Here is a 19,577-nt window from a genome sequence, read left to right as displayed (position 1 = left end):
GGGGAGTGCTAACGCGAAGACGTGTGTCTGACCCCCGCGACGGCAGGCACGCAGGTTCGCCCCTACCCGTTAGAAAACCCCGTAATCTCCGAAGGGGAGCTCGGACGTGACCACCAGCAGCAAGGTTGCCATCAAGCCGCTCGAGGACCGCATTGTGGTCCAGCCGCTCGACGCCGAGACCACCACGGCCTCCGGCCTGGTTATCCCGGACACCGCCAAGGAGAAGCCCCAGGAGGGCGTCGTCCTGGCCGTCGGCCCGGGCCGCTTCGAGGACGGCCAGCGTCTGCCGCTCGACGTCGCCGTGGGTGACATCGTCCTGTACTCGAAGTACGGCGGCACCGAGGTCAAGTACCAGGGCGAGGAGTACCTCGTCCTCTCGGCCCGCGACGTCCTCGCGATCATCGAGAAGTAAGACGTCACCGCCCCGCCCCGGATCGCCTCCTCAGTGACGGTGGCCCGGGGCGTGGTCGTTGGTCCACCTAGTTCGGCGGCCTCCGAACCGGCCGCAGCCCCGAGGGAATAGGGAACATGGCGAAGATCCTGCAGTTCGACGAGGACGCCCGCCGCTCGCTGGAGCGCGGTGTCAACAAGCTGGCCGACACCGTCAAGGTGACCATCGGCCCCAAGGGCCGCAACGTCGTCATCGACAAGAAGTTCGGCGCCCCGACCATCACCAACGACGGTGTCACCATCGCCCGTGAGGTCGAGCTGGACGACCCGTACGAGAACCTTGGCGCGCAGCTCGTCAAGGAGGTCGCCACCAAGACCAACGACGTCGCGGGTGACGGCACCACCACCGCCACCGTGCTGGCCCAGGCCCTGGTCAACGAGGGTCTGCGCAACGTCGCCGCCGGTGCCGGCCCGGCCGCCCTGAAGAAGGGCATCGACAAGGCCGTCGCCGCCGTCTCCGAGCACCTGCTGTCCGTCGCCCGCGAGATCGAGGGCAAGGACGACGTCGCCGCCGTCGCGTCCCTCTCCGCGCAGGACACCCAGGTCGGCGAGCTGATCGCCGAGGCGATCGACAAGGTCGGCAAGGACGGTGTCATCACCGTCGAGGAGTCGAACACCTTCGGCGTGGAGCTGGACTTCACCGAGGGCATGCAGTTCGACAAGGGCTACCTGTCGCCGTACTTCGTCACCGACGCCGAGCGCCAGGAAGCGGTCCTCGAGGACCCGTACATCCTGATCAACCAGGGCAAGATCTCCTCGATCCAGGAGCTGCTCCCGCTGCTGGAGAAGATCCTGCAGGGCGGTGCCTCCAAGCCGCTGCTGATCATCGCCGAGGACGTCGACGGCGAGGCGCTGTCGACCCTGGTCGTGAACAAGATCCGCGGCACCTTCAACGCCGTCGCCGTCAAGGCCCCGGGCTTCGGCGACCGCCGCAAGGCGATCCTCGGCGACCTCGCCGTCCTGACCGGCGGTCAGGTCATCTCCGAGGAGGTCGGCCTCAAGCTCGACCAGGTCGGCCTGGACGTGCTGGGCACCGCCCGCCGCGTGACCATCACCAAGGACGAGACCACCGTCGTCGACGGCGCCGGTGACACCGAGGCCGTGGCCGGCCGCGTCGCCCAGATCAAGGGCGAGATCGCCGCGACCGACTCCGACTGGGACCGCGAGAAGCTGCAGGAGCGCCTGGCCAAGCTGGCCGGCGGCGTCTGCGTCATCAAGGTCGGCGCCGCCACCGAGGTGGAGCTCAAGGAGCGCAAGCACCGCCTCGAGGACGCCATCTCGGCGACCCGCGCCGCGGTCGAGGAGGGCATCGTCGCCGGTGGTGGCGCCTCTCTCGTCCACGCCGCCAAGGTGCTGGACGGCGGCCTGGGCCTGTCGGGTGACGAGGCCACCGGTGTCGCCGTCGTCCGCAAGGCGCTGCACGAGCCGCTGCGCTGGATCGCCCAGAACGCGGGCCTCGAGGGTTACGTCATCACCCACAAGGTCGCCGAGCTGGAGTCGGGCTTCGGCTTCAACGCCGCCACCGGCGAGTACGGCGACCTGGTGAAGGCCGGCGTCATCGACCCGGTCAAGGTCACCCGCTCCGCCCTGGAGAACGCCGCCTCGATCGCCTCCCTGCTGCTCACCACCGAGACCCTCGTGGTGGAGAAGAAGGAGGAGGAGCCGGACGCCGGTCACTCGCACGGCGGCCACGGCCACTCCCACTGAGGCACTGCGCCTGAGCTGAGTGCCTGAAGCTCGACGGAGGCCCGGTCCGCACTCCCCGCGAGGGGTGCGGCCGGGCCTCCGGTGTGTTTCCGTACTCAACTATCATGAGAATTTTGCAGAATGCAAAGATTGCCTTATAACTGAGGCATGATCGAGGCCCGCCATCTGCGCGTCCTGCGTGCCGTCGCCCGCTCCGGCTCCTTCTCCGCCGCCGCGCGCGAACTGGGCTGCACGCAGCCCGCCATCAGCCAGCAGATGAAGGCGCTGGAGAAGTCGGTGGACACCCCGCTGGTGGTCCGTTCGGGCCGGGGGATGCAGCTGAGCGAGGCCGGGAAGGTCCTGCTCAAGCATGCCACCGGCATCCTGGCCGGGCTCTCCGCCGCCGAGGAGGAGGTGGCCGCGATCGCCGGGCTGCGGGCCGGGCGGGTGAGGCTGGTGTCCTTCCCGACCGCGAGTTCCACCCTGGTGCCGCCGGCCGTCGCCCGGTTGCGGGACGGCCACCCGGGGGTGCGGGTGTCGCTGGTTGAGGCGGAGCCGCCGGAGTCGCTGGCGATGCTGCGCGGCGGGGAGTGCGAGATCGCGCTGGCCTTCCGCTACCCGCAGTCGGACGGCGCGGGCGCCGTGGCCCCCGTCGCAGCCCCCGCCGCCGGGCACGGGACGCCGCGCGAGGCGCGGGCCGAGGCCAACCTGGAGGCCCAGCAGCTGAGCGCCGGCACGGACTGGTCCGATCTGGTGGTCACCCCGCTGCTGGACGACCCGATGGTGGGCCTGCTGCCCGCCGCCCACCCGCTCGCCGGGCGCGAGGGGCCGGTGGAGCTGGCCGAGCTGGCGGGGGAGCAGTGGATCGCCGGCTGCCCGCAGTGCCGGGGGCACCTGGTGGAGCTGTGCGCGGGGGCGGGCTTCGAGCCCCGGATCGACTTCGCGACCGACGACTACCCGGCGGTGGTCGGCCTGGTGGCGGCCGGCCTGGGGGTGGCGGTGCTGCCCCGGCTGGCGTTGCAGTCGGTGCGTCCTGACGGTGTGTCGACGGTGCCGGTGCGGACGGCCTCGGGGGCTCCCGCGCTGCGCCGGGTGGTGGCGCTGACCCTGCCGGACCTCGCCGAGGTCCCGGCGGTGGCGCTGATGCTGGAGCGTCTCGCGGGGGCGGCCGCCGACCGCTGACGGTCGGTGACGGCCGGGCTTCCCGGGGGCTCTCGGCGGATTGCGATGTCCCACGGCGCCGCGAAGGAACGTTTCTTCACGGCGCGACGACGGCCGATGCTAACGCTGGGCGATCGCCGGCGGGGTCAGTGGGACCTCCACCAGCCGGTGCCGCGAGCGGCCCAGCATCTCCTCGCGCTCGTCCTCGGTCATCCCGCCCCAGACCCCGTACGGCTCCCGGACCGCCAGCGCGTGGGCCGCGCATTCGGCGATCACCGGGCAGCGCATGCAGACCTCCTTGGCGCTGGTCTCCCGCGAACTGCGCGCGGCTCCTCGCTCGCCCTCCGGGTGGAAGAAGAGCGAGCTGTCCACGCCGCGGCAGGCCGCCGAGAGCTGCCAGTCCCAGAGGTCCGCGTTGGGACCGGGGAGGCGGGAGAAATCTGCCATGGCTCATTCCCTTCAGAGGCTCTACCGCCCGGACCGGGCGCTCGGCGGGGTTGCCGCCGAGCGGCGCGGTGGGCCGTCGATGCACCGGTGTGGACACCTGGAAATATGACTTAAGGCAACTCCATGGACAAGTCACCCACAGACTGGCACAACAGTCAATGACCATACGAAAGCTATAAAAACGGGCAAAGGGGGCAAGGGTTTCGGCGGCGCGGGCGTGGCATTCGGGTGGCCTACCGGCGCACGACGCTCCGCATGGGTGTGCGGGTCGCACGCCCACCGCGCGCGAGCTGCGGAAAAGTGCGGCGTGTGCACCGCGATGCGGCTGATCCGTAATGGGTTGGCCACGTACAGTGGTGGAGATGGCCCCGAAGGCCGTAACTCATTCGAGTGACGGTCGTTGGAAGTGCGGAGGCGGTTAGCGGGCGCCGGACGTCGGGAAAGATCGCGGACAGTCGGGGCGATCAGGACGGACGCTGACGCCGATCGGCCGTGTCGGAGAGGTTCGTACCAGCCAGGAGGCTCAACGTGACGCGGATCAGCTGCGGAGGACGACGGTCATGACTTCCGTTCTCGTTTGCGACGATTCCCCGCTCGCCCGCGAGGCGCTTCGCCGCGCCGTAGCGACCGTACCCGGCGTCGACCGGGTCACCACCGCGACGAACGGGGAGGAGGTCCTGCGCCGTTGGGTGGCCGACCGCTCCGATCTCGTCCTGATGGACGTCCGGATGCCCGGCCTCGGCGGGGTGGAGACGGTTCGACGGCTGCTGTCCGCCGACCCGGGCGCGCGCATCATCATGCTCACCGTCGCCGAGGACCTCGACGGCGTGGCGCTCGCCGTGGCCGCCGGTGCCCGCGGGTACCTGCACAAGGACGCCTCGCGCGCCGAACTGCGGGCCACCGTCACCCAGGCCCTCGCCGACCCGACGTGGCGGCTCGCCCCGCGCCGGCTGCGCAGCCCCGACATGGGCGCGGCGCCCACGCTGACGGCGCGTGAGATCCAGGTGCTCGAAGGCATGAGCCACGGCCGCAGCAACGCCGAGATCGGCCGCGAACTGTTCCTCTCCGAGGACACCGTCAAGACCCACGCCCGACGGCTGTTCAAGAAGCTCGGGGCCTCGGACCGCGCGCACGCGGTGGCGCTGGGTTTCCGCTGGGGCCTGGTCCGCTGACCGCCGCCGTCGCCGTCGCCGCGGGCGCGCCGCCGTCGAATCGCGGTGCGGGAACCGCACGGGCGTGTGACGTCACGGCCCCGAGGTTGCACCATGGAGGAGTGGAGCACCTCGGGGACCAGCGGACAGGCACTGCGGCGAACCACGCAGCCGCAGGACACTCGGCGGACGGCGCGACGGATGGCACCGCCCACGACGGCGGGGCGGGAGGCGGCACGGTGCAGGAGGGGCCGGTGGTGCGCGGCGCGGTGCCGTACGGTGCCGCAGCGCATAACGTTCCGGTGCACAACTCCGGACGCGGTGCCGCGTTTTCCCGGACGACCAGGCACCATGGACCGATGCGCGACGACGTCGCCGGCGTGGCCGGCCAGGCGGACGCGGTGGAGGGGGAGCCCCCCGGGCCGGGTCACGATCCGTCGTACGCGGACCCCGGCGAGGGCCGGGCGGCCGTGGGCCCCGACCGTCCGCCGGTGCTCGGTACGGGCGGTTCCCCGCTGGTGGGCGAGCTGGTCGCGGCCGCCGTCCGCGGCGAGAACCCGGCCATCGACGCACTGCTCGCCTACGTCCACCCGCTCGCCCTGCGCTACTGCCGGGCGAAGCTGACCAGGCTGCCCGGCGGCGCCCGGCACCACGTGGACGACGTGGCGCAGGAGGTGTGCGTCGCGGTGCTGTGCGCGCTGCCCCGGTACAGGGACCAGGGGCGTCCGTTCGAGGCGTTCGTCTACGGGATCGCCGCGCACAAGATCGCCGACCTGCAGCGGGCCGCGATGCGCGGGCCCGGCTCGACCGTCGTGCCGCAGGACGACCTGCCGGAGGTGCCGGACGAGGCGCTCGGGCCGGAGGAGCAGGCGCTGCTGAGCAGCGACGCGGCCTGGGCCAAGGAGCTGCTGTCCAACCTGCCGGCCCGCCAGCGCGAACTGGTGCTGCTGCGGGTGGCTGCGGGGCTGTCCGCCGAGGAGACCGGCGAGGTGCTCGGGATGTCGCCCGGGGCCGTCCGGGTGGCGCAGCACCGGGCGCTGAGCCGGCTGCGGGCGCTGGCGGAGGAGTCCTCCTGAGCCCGTCCTGAGCCTCTCCCCCTTCGGGAAGGGGGTGGAATGGCCCATGGCCGGTCGGTGTTGTCAAGGGCACACGAGGACCCATTCGCGGTGCCAGTACCATGGGGTATCGGCGCCTGGGCGGGTCGCCAAAGTTTCGCGGGTGTGGACGGGATTCCCTTGGAGGTTCCTCCAGAGCACCCGGCTTTCGGCGGTCTGCGCGAGTGAGCGATGAGCGCGCCCCCACCCTCGGGCGTGAGCGGATCAAGGCCGGCCACGGAAGGTACCCCCGAAATGTCTTACAACGCCGCAGGCGTACCCGAGAAGTTCGCGATGCTCGGGCTCACGTTCGACGACGTCCTGCTGCTGCCCGGGGCCTCCGCGGTTCTGCCGAACGAGGTCGACACCTCCTCGCGGGTCTCCCGGAACGTGCGCGTCAACATCCCGCTGCTGTCCGCGGCGATGGACAAGGTCACCGAGGCCCGCATGGCCATCGCCATGGCCCGTCAGGGCGGCGTCGGCGTGCTGCACCGCAACCTGTCGGTCGAGGACCAGGCCAACCAGGTCGACCTGGTGAAGCGCTCCGAGTCCGGCATGGTCACCGACCCGATCACCGTCGGCCCCGACACCACGCTCGGCGAGGCGGACGCGCTCTGCGCCAAGTTCCGCATCTCCGGCGTCCCGATCGCCGACGCGTCCGGCAAGCTGCTCGGCATCGTCACCAACCGCGACATGGCCTTCGAGTCGGACCGCAGCCGCCAGGTCCGCGAGATCATGACCCCGATGCCGCTGATCACCGGCAAGGTCGGCATCTCGGGCGAGGACGCGATGGCGCTGCTGCGCCGCCACAAGATCGAGAAGCTGCCGCTGGTCGACGACGAGGGCCGCATCAAGGGCCTCATCACCGTCAAGGACTTCGTCAAGGCCGAGAAGTACCCGAACGCGGCCAAGGACGCCGAGGGCCGCCTGCTGGTCGGCGCCGCCGTGGGCGCCAGCGCCGAGGCGTTCGACCGGGCCCAGGCCCTGGTCGAGGCGGGCGTGGACTTCCTGGTCGTCGACACCTCGCACGGCCACAGCCACAACGCGCTGGCCTGGATCGAGAAGATCAAGTCGGCCGTCAAGGTCGACGTCGTCGGCGGCAACGTCGCCACCCGGGACGGTGCCCAGGCGCTGATCGACGCCGGCGTGGACGGCGTCAAGGTCGGCGTCGGCCCCGGCTCCATCTGCACCACCCGCGTCGTCGCCGGCATCGGCGTCCCGCAGATCACCGCCATCTACGAGGCCGCGGTGGCCTGCCAGGCGGCCGGCGTGCCGGTCATCGGCGACGGTGGCCTCCAGTACTCGGGCGACATCGGCAAGGCGCTGGCCGCCGGCGCCGACACCGTGATGCTCGGCTCGCTGCTGGCCGGCTGCGAGGAGTCCCCGGGCGAGCTGCTGTTCATCAACGGCAAGCAGTTCAAGTCCTACCGCGGCATGGGCTCGCTGGGCGCCATGCAGTCGCGCGGCCAGGGCCGCTCGTACTCCAAGGACCGCTACTTCCAGGCCGAGGTCGCCTCGGACGACAAGCTCGTGCCCGAGGGCATCGAGGGCCAGGTGCAGTACCGCGGCCCGCTGTCCGCCGTGCTGCACCAGCTGGTCGGCGGCCTGCGCCAGACCATGGGCTACGTGGGTGCCGGCACCATCGCCGAGATGGAGAGCAAGGGCCGCTTCGTGCGGATCACCTCGGCGGGCCTCAAGGAGAGCCACCCGCACGACATCCAGATGACCGTCGAGGCGCCGAACTACTCGGCCCGCTGACGCACGCACCAGGGAAGGGCCCGCTCCGGCGGGCCCTTCCGCACGTCCGGGGGCCGGGCCGTCCGGGCGGGTACCCGTCCCATTTGGGATACTGAGCTGCGGCCGGGGGTGACCCGGCGGGCATGAGCAACAAACCAGAAGGGCTCGAAGTGACTGAGATCGAGATCGGGCGAGGCAAGCGCGGCCGCCGGGCGTACTCCTTCGACGACATCGCCGTCGTCCCCAGCCGTCGTACGCGGGACCCGAAGGAGGTCTCGATCGCCTGGCAGATCGACGCCTACCGCTTCGAGCTGCCGTTCCTCGCAGCCCCGATGGACAGCGTGGTCTCGCCTCAGCAGGCCATCGCCATCGGCCGGCTCGGCGGTCTCGGTGTGCTGAACCTCGAAGGTCTCTGGACCCGCTACGAGGACCCGCAGCCGCTGCTCGACGAGATCGCGACGATCACCGACGAGGCCGCCGCGACCCGCCGCCTCCAGGAGATCTACGCCGCGCCGATCCGGGCCGAGCTGATCAAGCAGCGCATCCAGGAGGTCCGCGACTCCGGCGTCGTCACCGCCGCCGCGCTGTCGCCGCAGCGCACCGCCGAGTTCTCCAAGGCCGTGGTGGACGCCGGCGTCGACGTCTTCGTCATCCGCGGCACCACCGTCTCGGCCGAGCACGTCTCCAGCGCCGCCGAGCCGCTCAACCTCAAGCAGTTCATCTACGAGCTCGACGTGCCGGTGATCGTCGGCGGCTGCGCCACGTACACCGCCGCGCTGCACCTGATGCGGACCGGTGCGGCCGGCGTGCTCGTCGGCTTCGGCGGCGGCGCCGCCCACACCACCCGCAACGTCCTGGGCATCCAGGTGCCGATGGCCACCGCCGTCGCGGACGTGGCCGCGGCCCGCCGCGACTACATGGACGAGTCCGGCGGCCGCTACGTGCACGTGATCGCCGACGGCGGCGTGGGCTACAGCGGCGACATCCCGAAGGCCGTCGCCTGCGGCGCGGACGCGGTGATGATCGGCGCGGCGCTGGCCCGGGCGACGGACGCCCCGGGCAAGGGCATCCACTGGGGCATGGAGGCCGTCCACGACGAGCTGCCGCGCGGCAAGCGGGTGGACCTGGGCACGGTCGGCACCACCGAGGAGATCCTCACCGGTCCGTCGCACACCCCGGACGGGACGATGAACCTGTTCGGCGCGCTGCGCCGGGCGATGGCGACCACGGGGTACACGGAGCTCAAGGAGTTCCAGCGCGTCGAGGTGACGGTGAACCCGGCGCTCAACCACCGCTGAGCGAGAGCGGGGTGGGGGTGGGTCGTTGGGTGGGGGCTCTCGGGAGGGTGGGTGCCGGGGCGGCTCCGGGGGTGGCCGCTCCGAGGGGCTGGATGATTTTCAGACTGCCGACTCTGTGGGTGGGGGTTGGCCGCCGTTGGCAGTCTGAAAATCACCCGCAACGCCCCGCTCCGGGCCACTCCCTCCACCGCCCCCTTCCGCAGCGCGTCCCTCTCGCTGGGGGTGGGTCGTGGGGCTGGGGTGTTGCGGCCGCGCAGGGCGAAGCCCGCGCGGCCGCTGGGTTAGGAGCGGGCGGCGGCGCGGTGGGTGAGGAGGTGGCCGCCGATGAGGGCGATGGCGTAGAAGGCCAGGTCCAGGGGGCGCAGGTCGGCGCGCCAGGTGGTCAGGGTGTCGTGGAGGAGGCCCGCCGGGCCGGGGCCGTCGGCGTGGACCTGGCGCAGGTGCTGGGTGAGCTGGCCGAGGAGGAGCGCGGCGGCGGCCAGGAGGGCGCCCAGTGGCGGGAACGCGCGGGAGGGGCCGCCCAGGCGGCCGAGGGGGAGGGCGACCAGGCCGGCCAGCGCGATGGCGAGCCAGCCGAGGGTGTCGGCGGCGCGCAGCGGGGCGAAGCCGTACGCCAGGCCGCCGAGGAGGGCGGCGAGCAGGGCCGTGAGGATCGCGGTGGTGGGGCGGTGGCGGGGGGTGGCCCGGTGGCGGGTGGGGGAGTCCGCCTCCTGGGTGGGGACCGGGGCGCCGGGCATGCCCGGGGCGGCGTATCCCTCGGGGGACGGCGGGAGCGCCGCGACCGTGTAGTGCTGCGCGGTCAGGGGCCGGGCCGACTGGTCGTCAGCGCCCGGTGTGGGTGCGGTCATGGGCGTCCGATCCCCCCGGAAAGACGATGAGCTGCCGAACGGTAGCAGCGTTCCGGGCGGTTCTCGGCGAGTTTTCGATCACAGATCGGGCACGGAGCGCCGCAAGCGCTCCGGTTCGTCCGACTTGCGACGGGGGGTGGGTGGTCTCGACCGGTGGGGACAGGGGATGATGGAGGCTTCGGTGTCGGGCCGATGCGCCGTCACCACGACCGCCAGCAGCACATGGGGGAACGTTCCGAATGACCCAGGCGCAGGGTTCCACCGACGGCCGCCTCCTGGCGGGCCGATACCGGCTGAACGCGGTGCTCGGCCGCGGGGGTATGGGCACCGTCTGGCGCGCCGAGGACGAGATGCTGGGCCGGACCGTCGCGGTCAAGGAACTGCGGATGAACGCCAGCGTCGACGAGGAGGAGAAGCACCGGCTGATCGTCCGGACGCTGCGCGAGGCCAAGGCGACCGCGCGGATCCGGCACGCCTCGGCGGTGACCGTCTTCGACGTGGTCGAGGAGGACGACCGGCCGTGGATCGTCATGGAGCTGGTCGAGTCCCGCTCCCTGGCCGACGTCGTCCGCGAGGACGGGCCGCTGGCGCCCGCGCGGGCCGCCGAGATCGCGCTCGACGTGCTCGGCGTGCTGAGCGCCGCGCACGCGCTGGGCATCCTCCACCGCGACGTGAAGCCGTCCAACGTGCTGATCGGCGATGACGGCCGGGTGGTGCTGACGGACTTCGGCATCGCCAGCGTGGAGGGCGACGCGTCCGTCACCTCCACCGGGATGCTCGTCGGCGCGCCCTCGTACATATCCCCCGAGCGGGCGCGCGGGCAGAAGCCCGGGCCGCCGGCCGACCTGTGGTCGCTGGGCGGCACGCTGTACGCGATGGTCGAGGGGCGCCCGCCGTACGACCGGGGGTCGGCGCTGGCCACGCTCACGGCGGTGATGACCGAGGAGCTGACCGCGCCGGAGAACGCGGGGCCGCTGCTGGCGGTGATCGAGGGGCTGCTGGAGAAGGACCCGGCCGAGCGGCTGGACGCCTCGCAGACCCGGTCGATGCTCAGGCGGGTGGTGGCGGAGGCCACCGCCAAGGCGGAGTCGACGACGGAGTCGGCCGTGCCGGTCGCGGCCGCCGAGGAGGCCGGGAAGAAGGACGTCGAGTCCGAGCCGGTGAAGCCCGAGCCCCGGCGGAGCATCAGCGGGCTGCTGGGGACCGTCCGGGTGGGCAGCAGGGCGAAGGACGCGGAGCCTGCCGGACCGGCCGAGCCGGCCGCCGAGGCCGTACCCGCTGCACCGGCGGAGGCTTCGGAGGCGGCGCCCGCTCCGGCGGCCGATCCGATCCGGCCGGTGACCAGCGAGTGGACGATGGGCGCGACCCAGGCGGCCGGGGCGGACCCGCGCAAGGGCCGGCGGCGGCTGGCGGTGGTCACCGTGGTGCTGGTGCTGCTGCTGATCGCCGGGGTGGTCGCGGTGGTGCGGGCGGTCGGCAGCGGCGACGGCGGTGCCGACGGGGCCGGGACGAACGGCGCCGGGACGACCAGCGCGGGGACGAACAGCGCCGGGGCGAGCGCTCCGGCGGCGGCGCCGGTCGTGCCGAGCGCCCCCGGGGCCTCCGCCACCGAGCCCGCGGGCACGCCCGCCGCGACGACGCCGCCTCCGGTGGCCCCTCCGGCCACCGGTGCCGCCTCGGAGACCGGGGCGCCGCCCGCCGCCACGACGGCCGCACAGCCCCCGGCGCAGCCGCCGGCCCCGGCCGTGCCCGCCGGGTTCCACGAGTACAAGGACCCGAGCGGCTTCTCCGTCCTCCTGCCGGACTGGCTGCAGCCGGCCGATTCGGACTCCGGCAACCGGCGGATCTTCAAGAACCCGGCGGACGGCAGCCAGCTGCGCTTCGAGTGGACCACCTCGCCCGGCCCGAGCGCCCTCGCCGACTGGCAGGGCTCCGAGGCCGGCGTGCGCGGGCAGGTCACCAACTACCAGCGGCTGAACCTGGCGGCGATCACCTACCGGGACTGGACGAACGCGGCGGACTGGGAGTGGACCAACGGGACGCCCAGGACGCACTCGCTCAACCGGGGCTTCGTGACGGGCAGTCCGGCCAAGTACGGCTACTCGATCTACTGGATCGTTCCGGACGCCCAGTGGGCGGCCCAGGCGTCCGCGCGGGACACGGTGTTCAACAGCTTCCAGCCGGCCCCGTAGCGGTGCACCGAACCGGGCGGGCCGCGAACTCCCGTGGCACGCCCGGCGATCGGGCGGCTCAGCCGATCAGGCGCTGTTTGGCGCGGCTGAACTCCTCGTCGGTGAGGGCGCCGGAGGTGTGGAGGGCGGCCAACCGCTCGAGCTGGCCGAGGAGTTGGTCGCCCGCCGACAGCTCACCGGTCGACAGCTCGGCGGGCGCGGCGTCGGTCGGCGCGGCGGCGGCCGGGGCGGCGGCCGGGCGCGGGGTGGAGGCGGCGCGGGCGTTGCGGGCGGCCTCGCGGACCTGCTCGGCGAAGACCTCGGCCTTGATGACGTCCTCGAAGCGGTGCGCGCCGGTGAGCGCGACGACGGTGAGCACCTCGCCGTTGAACTTGGTCCGGTTGACGGTGGCGTCGGTGACGGCCGGAAGCGGAACCGGGACCGGCGGTTTTCCGTCCTTCAGGAAGAGCAGCCGATGGGTGGTGAGGACCAGCACACCCCTGCGGAAGTGGTCGGGGTGGCGCCCGGCCGTGGAGGCGACCGGCAGTTCGCCGTCGATGACGGCCGCCTCGACCGAGCGGACGGCTTCGGCCCGGTTGGTTTGGCTGCTGTTGCCCGCCACCTTGAAGGCGGTGTCGATCAGATCGGTCCAGTCCATGGGCCGAGCGTAGAGGAACCGCTCAGTAGGCTGCTCGGTGACGAGAGGAACTGGCATGCGAGGCGGCGCCGGGCAGTTGTTGGCAGGACGGTACCGGCTGACGGACCGTCCCGAACCGCTGCGCGCCCTCGCGGTGGACGAGCGGACGGGCGAGTCGGTGCTGATGCGCGCCCTGGAGCTGCCCGCCCTGCTGACCGCCGTTCAGGAGTTCGACGACCCGGTGCCCGCCCAGGCCGACCGGCTGGTGCGCCGGGTGGCGAAGGCCGGTTCGGTGGCGCCGACCTGGCACCCGAGGCTGCTGCGCGGGGTCGGGGCCTTCGTCGAGGGCGAGCTGCTGTGGACGGTGGAGGAGCGCCCGGCCGGGCGCTCGCTGGCCGAGCTGCTCGCCGCCGGGCCCGTACCGCCGTACCGGGCGGCCGAGTTGGCGGCGGACCTCACCGGGGCGCTGCGCGCGCTGCACGAGGCCGGGCTGACCCACGGGAACCTCACCGCCGAGACGGTGCTGGTCTGCGAGGACGGCGCGGCGATGCTCGGCGGGCTGCTCGCCGGGGTCGCCGAGGAGGCCATGGCCGAGGACCTCGGCGGGCCGGGCGGGCGCAGACGTTACGACGTGCGGGCCGCCCTGGTCGGGGCGGTGGCCGAGCGCTGGCCGCTGGACGGCGGCCCGGCGGGGGACTGCTGGGCGCTCGGGGTGCTGGTGCAGCGGATGGTCACCGGCCGCTCGCCGTTCCCGGAGGGCGGGGTGCCGGAGCTGGTGACGGCCGTACGGGACGGGCGGCGCGAGCCGGCGGCGGTGTGCGGCCCGCTGGCGCCGCTGGTCGAGCGGCTGGTGCGGCCCGACCCGGGGCAGCGGCCGGGCGCCGAGGCCGTGCAGCGGGAGCTGGCGGCGCTGCTGTCGGGGGCGCCCGAGCCGGTGGAGGCGGACGGGCCGTCGCGCGACGTGGTGCTCAAGCCGGTGGCGCTGCCGGTGCCGACACGCCCGCGCGGGCGCAGGACCCGACCCGCTCCGGTGGAGGGCGGCGGGCGGGCGGCGAAACCGCCCCGGATACCGCCGGCCCTTCTGGGGCCGCTGCTGGTGGGGGGAGTGTTCGTGCTGCTGGCGCTGGGGGTGGCCGCGGTGGTGCTGTTCGCAGGCTGACGGCCCCGGCGGGCGGGGCACGCACCGTTCGCCCTCCGGACGTGATTACCGGGCCCGGCAAGGTGCGCCTAATGTGTGTCTGGGATTTGTTCGAACAGTGGTCCGTACCGGGCCTCCCCGTCGCGGTGACGGCAGGCGGATGAGAGAGAGGCTCGGTCGCCGATGGGCGTGCAGGACCGGCCGGAGGCGGCCGAGGCGGAGCGGTTGCTTGCCGGGCGGTACGAGCTCGGCGACCGGCTCGGCCGGGGTGGGATGGGCACCGTCTGGCGGGCCTGGGACCGGATGCTGGACCGCGAGGTGGCGGTCAAGGAGCTGACGGTCAACCACCTGCCCGAGGAGGAGCTCCAGATCCTGCACGCGCGGATGAAGCGCGAGGCCAGCGCCGCCGCCCGGATCAAGCACCCCGGTGTGATCACCGTGCACGACGTGCTGGAGCAGGACGGCCGGCCGTGGATCGTGATGGAGCTGGTCGACGGCCGCTCGCTGGCCGACGTGATCAGCCAGGACGGCACCCTGCAGCCGCGCGCCGCCGCCGAGGTCGGCAGCCAGGTGCTCGCCGCGCTGCACCGGGGCCACCAGCTCGGCGTGCTGCACCGCGACGTCAAGCCGGCCAACGTACTGCTGGAGCGCGGCACCGGTCGGGTGGTGCTGCTGGACTTCGGCATCGCGACGTACGAGGGCTCCACCGAGCTGACCAGGCCGGGCGACCTCGTCGGCTCCCCGGACTACCTGGCGCCCGAGCGCGCCCAGGGCGAGCGGCCCGGGCCGGCCTCCGACCTGTGGGGTCTGGGGGCCACGCTGTGGGCGGCCGTCGAGGGGCGCTCGCCGTTCCGCCGGGACTCGCCGATCACCACGCTGGCCGCCGTCGTCGACGAGCCGTTGCCGGACTCGCGCCGGGCCGGGCCGCTGGGGCCCGTCCTGGCCGCGCTGATGGCCAAGGACCCGGCCGAGCGGCCGACCGCCGACGAGGCCGCGCGGATGCTCGCCGAGGTGCGGGCCGGGCACACCATCGGCCTGAAGTCCGTCGCGCCGGTGCGCATGCCCACCCAGTCGGTGCCGGTGGTGGACCGCGGCGACCGCACGGAGTCGGCGGAGCCCGAGGCCCCGGCGGAGGAGGAGGCGACCGAGCAGCGCACGCCCGGCTCCTCGACCGCCGTTCCGACTGCCGTTCCGACCGGCGTCCAGACTGCCGTCCCGACCGCTGTCCCGACCGGCGTTCCGACCGCTGCGGACACGATGGGGGGCGCGCTCGCCTCGGGGCAGGCGCACACCGCGCCCATCGCGCCGGTGGTGTACCCCGTCACGCCCGCGCGCGGCCCCGCCCGGCGCCGCAACGCGCTCAAGCTGGCCGCCATCGGGCTGGCCGTCGGGGTCCTGGCCGCCGGGGCCACCTACTTCCTCACCCGGCACACGGCCGGCCCGGACGCCGTCGCCGACCCCGCCCCGACCACCACCCTCGAGCGGCCGGACCCGACCAACTCCTCCGGCCCGCTGACGACCCTGCCCGGCGGCTACCGCTGGGCCGACGACCCGGCCGGCTTCCGCTTCCCGTTGCCGACCGCGGCCCCCGCCTGGGCGCGGGCCACCTCCCCGGACGGCAACCAGATCTTCTACACCCCGGACAACAAGGTCCACTACCTGCAGTTCGCCGTCACCGTCGGGCAGTCGGTCAAGCCGATGGAGCACATGAAGCAGCTGGAGGGCGACGTCTCCAAGTCCCTCAAGGACTACAAGCAGCACCGGCTGGCGAGCGCCGGGGTCAACGGCCACGAGGCCGCCGTCTGGGAGTTCAGCTACCTCGCCAAGGAGGGCGGCCGCAGACGCGCGATCGAGGCCGAGTTCATCGACGAGAACGGCACCGGCTACGCGATCTACTCCTCCAGCCCCGACAAGGGCAACGAGTGGAACGAGGCGTACCAGCGGTTCACCACGGTGCTCAACGGCTTCACCCCGACCCGCTGAGGTTCACCCCGACCCGCTGAGGGTGACCCGTTCGCCCGGGCCCCTTTTCGCCGGGTTGGGACCGACTGCGGCAGATTCTTGTTACCCATGGGTACCGCGTCGGGCGCCGAACGCCTAGGCTGCGCCGTATGTCGGACCTCTCAGCAGACGCAGTGGCCCCCGAACACCCCGGCACCGCCCCCTCGGGCGGCAACCCGCCCGCCCCCGGCGGCGGGCGCACCGTCTCCTCGGCCGTCCCGCCGTCGCTGGTCGCCCGGCTGGCCGCGGGCATCACGGCCACCGGCGAGCCGGACCTCGTGGAGACCGTCGCCCCGCTGACCGGCGAACGGCTGGCGGGCCTGCCGCAGTCCAGCACCGCGGACGTCGAGGTGGCCTACGAGCTGGCCCGCCGCGCCCAGCCGGCCTGGGCCGCGCTGCCGGTGCGCCGCCGGGCCGCCGTCCTGCTGCGCTTCCACGACCTGCTGCTCAAGCGGCAGGACGAGGTGCTCGACCTCATCCAGGCGGAGACCGGCAAGGCCCGGCTGCACGCCTTCGAGGAGGTGCTGGCCGTCGCCATGGCCGCCCGGCACTACGGGCGCGCCGCCCACGGCTACCTCAAGGACAAGCGGCGCGGCGGCGCGCTGCCCGTGCTCACCCACGCCGTCGAGGCCCGCCGCCCCAAGGGCGTCATCGGCCACATCTCGCCCTGGAACTACCCGCTGGAGCTGTCCGTCGGCGACGCCCTGCCCGCCTTCGTGGCCGGCAACGCCGTCGTCAACAAGCCCGACACCCAGACCGCGCTGACCGCCCTGTGGGCCCGCGAGCTGCTGATCGAGGCCGGGCTGCCCGCCGACCTGTGGCAGATCGTGATCGGCGACGGCCCGGTGGTCGGCCCCGCCGTGGTGGAGCACGCCGACTACGTCTCCTTCACCGGCTCCACCCGCACCGGCCGCGACGTCGCCCAGCGCGCCGCCGCCCGGCTGGTCGGTGCCTCGCTCGAACTCGGCGGCAAGAACGCCATGCTGGTGCTCTCCGACGCCGACCTGGACGCGGCCGCCGCCGGGGCCGTCCGGGCCTGCTTCTCCTCCGCCGGGCAGCTGTGCATCTCCATCGAGCGGCTGCTGGTGCACCGCTCGGTGGCCGACGACTTCCTGGAGCGCTTCGCCGCCCGCACCCGGGCGCTGCGCCTGGGCGGCGGGCTCGCCTACGGCGCCGACATGGGCTCGCTGGTCTCCGTACGGCAGTTGGACACCACCACCCGGCACGTCGAGGAGGCCGTCAAGGCGGGCGCCACCGTGCTGGCGGGCGGCCGGGCCCGGCCCGACCTCGGCCCGTACTTCTTCGAGCCGACCATCCTCGACGGGGTGACCCCGGAGATGGCCGTCTGCTCCGAGGAGACCTTCGGCCCGGTGGTCTCGGTCTACCGCTTCGACACCGAGGACGAGGCGGTCGCGGCCGCCAACTCCACGCCGTACGGCCTGAACTCCAGCGTCTGGACGCGGGACCACCGGCGCGGCCGGTCGGTCGCGGCGCGGCTGCGCACCGGCACCGTCAACGTCAACGAGGCGTACGCGGCCACCTACGGTTCGGTCGGCGCGCCGATGGGCGGCATGGGCGACTCCGGGCTCGGCCGCCGCCACGGCGCCGAGGGCATCCTGCGCTTCACCGAGGCGCAGACCATCGCGACCCAGCGGGTGATGCCGATCGCGCCCTCCTTCGGCCTCGACGACGAGAAGTTCGCCGCGGTGATGACGAGCGGGCTGCGGGCGCTCAAGGCGCTGCGCTTCAAGTAGGGCTTCCAGGGCTTCCAGGGCTTCCAGGGCTTCGGTAGGGCCGTGGGCGGGTGCGCGCCCGCGGCGGGCGGGTACGACCTCGAAGGGGCAGGGCAGATGGTGGAGTCCGACGGTGCGGCGGCGGAGTTCGACTACGACGTGGTCGTGGTCGGTTCGGGCTTCGGCGGTTCGGTGGCCGCCCTGCGGCTGACCGAGAAGGGGTACCGGGTCGCCGTACTGGAGGCCGGCCGGCGCTTCGAGCGCGACGAACTGCCGCGCGACTCCTGGGACCTGCCGAACTACCTGTGGGCGCCCGGTCTCGGCCTGTACGGCATCCAGCGCATCCACCTGCTGGCCAACGTGCTGATCCTGGCGGGTGCCGGGGTCGGCGGCGGCTCGCTGAACTACGCCAACACCCTGTACGTGCCGCCGAAGACGTTCTTCGAGGACCGCCAGTGGCGCCACATCACCGACTGGCAGGAGGAGTTGGCGCCGTTCTACGACCAGGCGCAGCGGATGCTCGGTGTCCGGCTCAACCCGACCGTCACCCCCTCCGACGTCCACCTCAAGGCGGCCGCAGAGAAGATGGGCGTCGGTGACACCTTCCACCTGGCGCCGGTCGGGGTCTTCTTCGGCGACGGCTCGGACTCCGACGGCAGTGCGGCGGCCGCGCCGGGCTGCGAGGTCGCCGACCCGTACTTCGGCGGCGCGGGCCCGGCGCGCAAGGCGTGCGTGGAGTGCGGCGAGTGCATGACCGGCTGCCGGCACGGCGCCAAGAACATGCTCACCGAGAACTACCTGTACCTGGCCGAGAAGGGCGGCGCCGAGATCCACCCGCTGACCACGGTGGCCCGGATCAGGGAGCTGGGGGACGGCGCCGAGGGCCGTGGCTACGCGGTCGACGTCCGCCGTACCGACTCCCGCTCGAAGACGGACCGGGTCAAGGCCGGCGCGCGGACGATCACCGCCGCCCGGGTCGTCGTCGCGGCCGGCACCTACGGCACCCAGTCGCTGCTGCACCGGATGCGCGACGCAGGCCACCTGCCCCGGATCTCCGCCCGGCTCGGCGAGCTGACCCGCACCAACTCCGAAGCCCTGGTGGGCGCCCAGACCACCGACCGCCGCTACGGGACGAAGACGGACTTCACCAAGGGCGTCGCGATCACCTCCTCGATCCACCCGGACGCCAACACCCACATCGAGCCGGTCCGCTACGGCAAGGGCTCCAACGCGATGGGCGCCCTGTCGATCGCCCAGGTCAAGGGCGGCGGCCGGGTGCCGCGCTGGCTGCGCTACCTGGGCAACTCGGCGCTGCACCCGGTGACGTTCGCGCGCTCGATGAACCAGCACCGGTGGTCCGAGAAGACGATCATCGGCCTGGTGATGCAGTCCCTGGACAACTCCATCACCGTCTCGCTGAAGAAGGGCCCGCTCGGCAAGCCCCGGCTCACCTCCACCCAGGGCCACGGCGAGCCCAACCCGACCTGGATCCCGGCCGCCGAGAAGGGCGCCCAGGCGCTGGCCGACGAGATCAACGGCTTCCCCGGCAGCACCGTCGGCGAGATCTTCGACATCCCGATGACCGCCCACTTCCTCGGCGGCTGCGCGATCGGCGACTCCCCGGAGACCGGCGTCGTCGACCCGTACCACCGGCTCTACGGCCACCCCGGGATCAGCGTGGTGGACGGCGCCGCCGTCTCCGCCAACCTCGGCGTCAACCCCTCGCTGACGATCACCGCGCAGGCCGAGCGCGCCCTGTCGATGTGGCCCAACAAGGGCGAGGCCGACCGGCGCCCGGAACAGGGCGAGCCCTACCGGCGGGTCGCCGGGGTCGAGCCGCTGAGCCCGGCGGTGCCCAAGGACGCCTTCGGGGCGCTGAGGCTGCCGCTGCTGCCCGTGCCGGCCGTCCCGAAGAAGAGCGACTGAGCGACTGAGTGACGGCCCGGACCACGGCGGGCAGGGCTCTCAGCAGGCTAAACCTCCTGCCGGCGTTCTCGGTTGACACCGGTTCGGGTCCGGTGGGAT

Annotated in this window: 15 protein-coding genes; 12 read left to right on the top strand and 3 right to left on the bottom strand. The window is 73.2% G+C overall.

The window, feature by feature from the left end; translation table 11 throughout:
* The first annotated feature begins 106 nt into the window (after nucleotides 1–106).
* The 3 genes from groES to IH61_RS0100155 all read left to right on the top strand — a co-directional run bounded on the left by groES (nucleotide 107) and on the right by IH61_RS0100155 (nucleotide 3,318).
* A complete protein-coding gene (groES, locus tag IH61_RS0100165; protein WP_014136232.1) occupies nucleotides 107–412 on the top strand; it encodes a co-chaperone GroES in 306 nt (101 codons plus the stop codon).
* A 116-nt stretch (nucleotides 413–528) separates the two neighbouring features.
* A complete protein-coding gene (groL, locus tag IH61_RS0100160; protein ID WP_031062936.1) occupies nucleotides 529–2,157 on the top strand; it encodes a chaperonin GroEL in 1,629 nt (542 codons plus the stop codon).
* Between the two features lie 147 nt (nucleotides 2,158–2,304).
* Entirely contained in the window at nucleotides 2,305–3,318 is a 1,014-nt protein-coding gene (locus tag IH61_RS0100155; protein ID WP_031062934.1) for a LysR family transcriptional regulator, read from the top strand.
* A 99-nt stretch (nucleotides 3,319–3,417) separates the two neighbouring features.
* Here IH61_RS0100155 and IH61_RS0100150 read toward each other — a convergent pair whose 3' ends face one another.
* Nucleotides 3,418–3,744: a WhiB family transcriptional regulator gene (locus tag IH61_RS0100150; RefSeq protein ID WP_031062931.1), complete on the bottom strand. Its 327-nt coding sequence runs from the start codon at nucleotides 3,742–3,744 to the stop codon at nucleotides 3,418–3,420.
* 560 nt (nucleotides 3,745–4,304) lie between these two features.
* Between IH61_RS0100150 and IH61_RS0100145 the strand changes: the two genes are divergently transcribed.
* From IH61_RS0100145 to IH61_RS0100130, 4 genes are all read left to right on the top strand, one after another.
* Nucleotides 4,305–4,916, top strand: coding sequence for a response regulator transcription factor (locus IH61_RS0100145; RefSeq protein ID WP_014136228.1), 612 nt, complete (start codon nucleotides 4,305–4,307; stop codon nucleotides 4,914–4,916).
* A gap of 338 nt (nucleotides 4,917–5,254) precedes the next feature.
* Nucleotides 5,255–5,971, top strand: coding sequence for a sigma-70 family RNA polymerase sigma factor (locus IH61_RS0100140; RefSeq protein ID WP_078910724.1), 717 nt, complete (start codon nucleotides 5,255–5,257; stop codon nucleotides 5,969–5,971).
* Nucleotides 5,972–6,244: 273 nt separating this feature from the next.
* Entirely contained in the window at nucleotides 6,245–7,747 is a 1,503-nt protein-coding gene (gene guaB / locus IH61_RS0100135) for an IMP dehydrogenase (protein WP_031062926.1), read from the top strand.
* 149 nt (nucleotides 7,748–7,896) lie between these two features.
* On the top strand, nucleotides 7,897–9,024 hold the full coding sequence (locus IH61_RS0100130) for a GuaB3 family IMP dehydrogenase-related protein (protein ID WP_031062924.1): 1,128 nt from the start codon (nucleotides 7,897–7,899) through the stop codon (nucleotides 9,022–9,024).
* Between the two features lie 281 nt (nucleotides 9,025–9,305).
* On the opposite strand, the gene IH61_RS0100125 is transcribed toward IH61_RS0100130, so the two are convergent.
* Nucleotides 9,306–9,872, bottom strand: coding sequence for a hypothetical protein (locus tag IH61_RS0100125; RefSeq protein WP_031062922.1), 567 nt, complete (start codon nucleotides 9,870–9,872; stop codon nucleotides 9,306–9,308).
* Nucleotides 9,873–10,111: 239 nt separating this feature from the next.
* Between IH61_RS0100125 and IH61_RS0100120 the strand changes: the two genes are divergently transcribed.
* Nucleotides 10,112–12,064, top strand: a complete 1,953-nt coding sequence (locus IH61_RS0100120) for a serine/threonine-protein kinase (protein WP_031062919.1) — start codon at nucleotides 10,112–10,114, stop codon at nucleotides 12,062–12,064.
* Nucleotides 12,065–12,122: 58 nt separating this feature from the next.
* Here IH61_RS0100120 and IH61_RS42360 read toward each other — a convergent pair whose 3' ends face one another.
* Nucleotides 12,123–12,701: an SHOCT domain-containing protein gene (locus IH61_RS42360; protein ID WP_051836040.1), complete on the bottom strand. Its 579-nt coding sequence runs from the start codon at nucleotides 12,699–12,701 to the stop codon at nucleotides 12,123–12,125.
* Nucleotides 12,702–12,756: 55 nt separating this feature from the next.
* On the opposite strand from IH61_RS42360, the gene IH61_RS49435 reads away from it, so the two are divergent.
* From IH61_RS49435 to IH61_RS0100095, 4 genes are all read left to right on the top strand, one after another.
* Entirely contained in the window at nucleotides 12,757–13,839 is a 1,083-nt protein-coding gene (locus tag IH61_RS49435) for a protein kinase domain-containing protein (protein ID WP_051836039.1), read from the top strand.
* A 162-nt stretch (nucleotides 13,840–14,001) separates the two neighbouring features.
* A complete protein-coding gene (locus IH61_RS45495; RefSeq protein WP_051836038.1) occupies nucleotides 14,002–15,801 on the top strand; it encodes a serine/threonine-protein kinase in 1,800 nt (599 codons plus the stop codon).
* Between the two features lie 128 nt (nucleotides 15,802–15,929).
* Complete coding sequence (locus tag IH61_RS0100100; RefSeq protein ID WP_031062912.1) at nucleotides 15,930–17,573, top strand: succinic semialdehyde dehydrogenase; 1,644 nt, start codon at nucleotides 15,930–15,932, stop codon at nucleotides 17,571–17,573.
* Between the two features lie 96 nt (nucleotides 17,574–17,669).
* Nucleotides 17,670–19,478, top strand: a complete 1,809-nt coding sequence (locus IH61_RS0100095) for a GMC oxidoreductase (protein ID WP_031062911.1) — start codon at nucleotides 17,670–17,672, stop codon at nucleotides 19,476–19,478.
* The last annotated feature ends 99 nt before the right edge of the window (nucleotides 19,479–19,577 follow it).

This window comes from Streptomyces sp. NRRL WC-3742 (assembly GCF_000720635.1).
In the GTDB taxonomy this organism is placed as follows: domain Bacteria; phylum Actinomycetota; class Actinomycetes; order Streptomycetales; family Streptomycetaceae; genus Kitasatospora.
The sequence above is the reverse complement of the archived record's forward strand: the minus strand, read 5'-3'. Positions and strand labels throughout refer to the sequence as shown.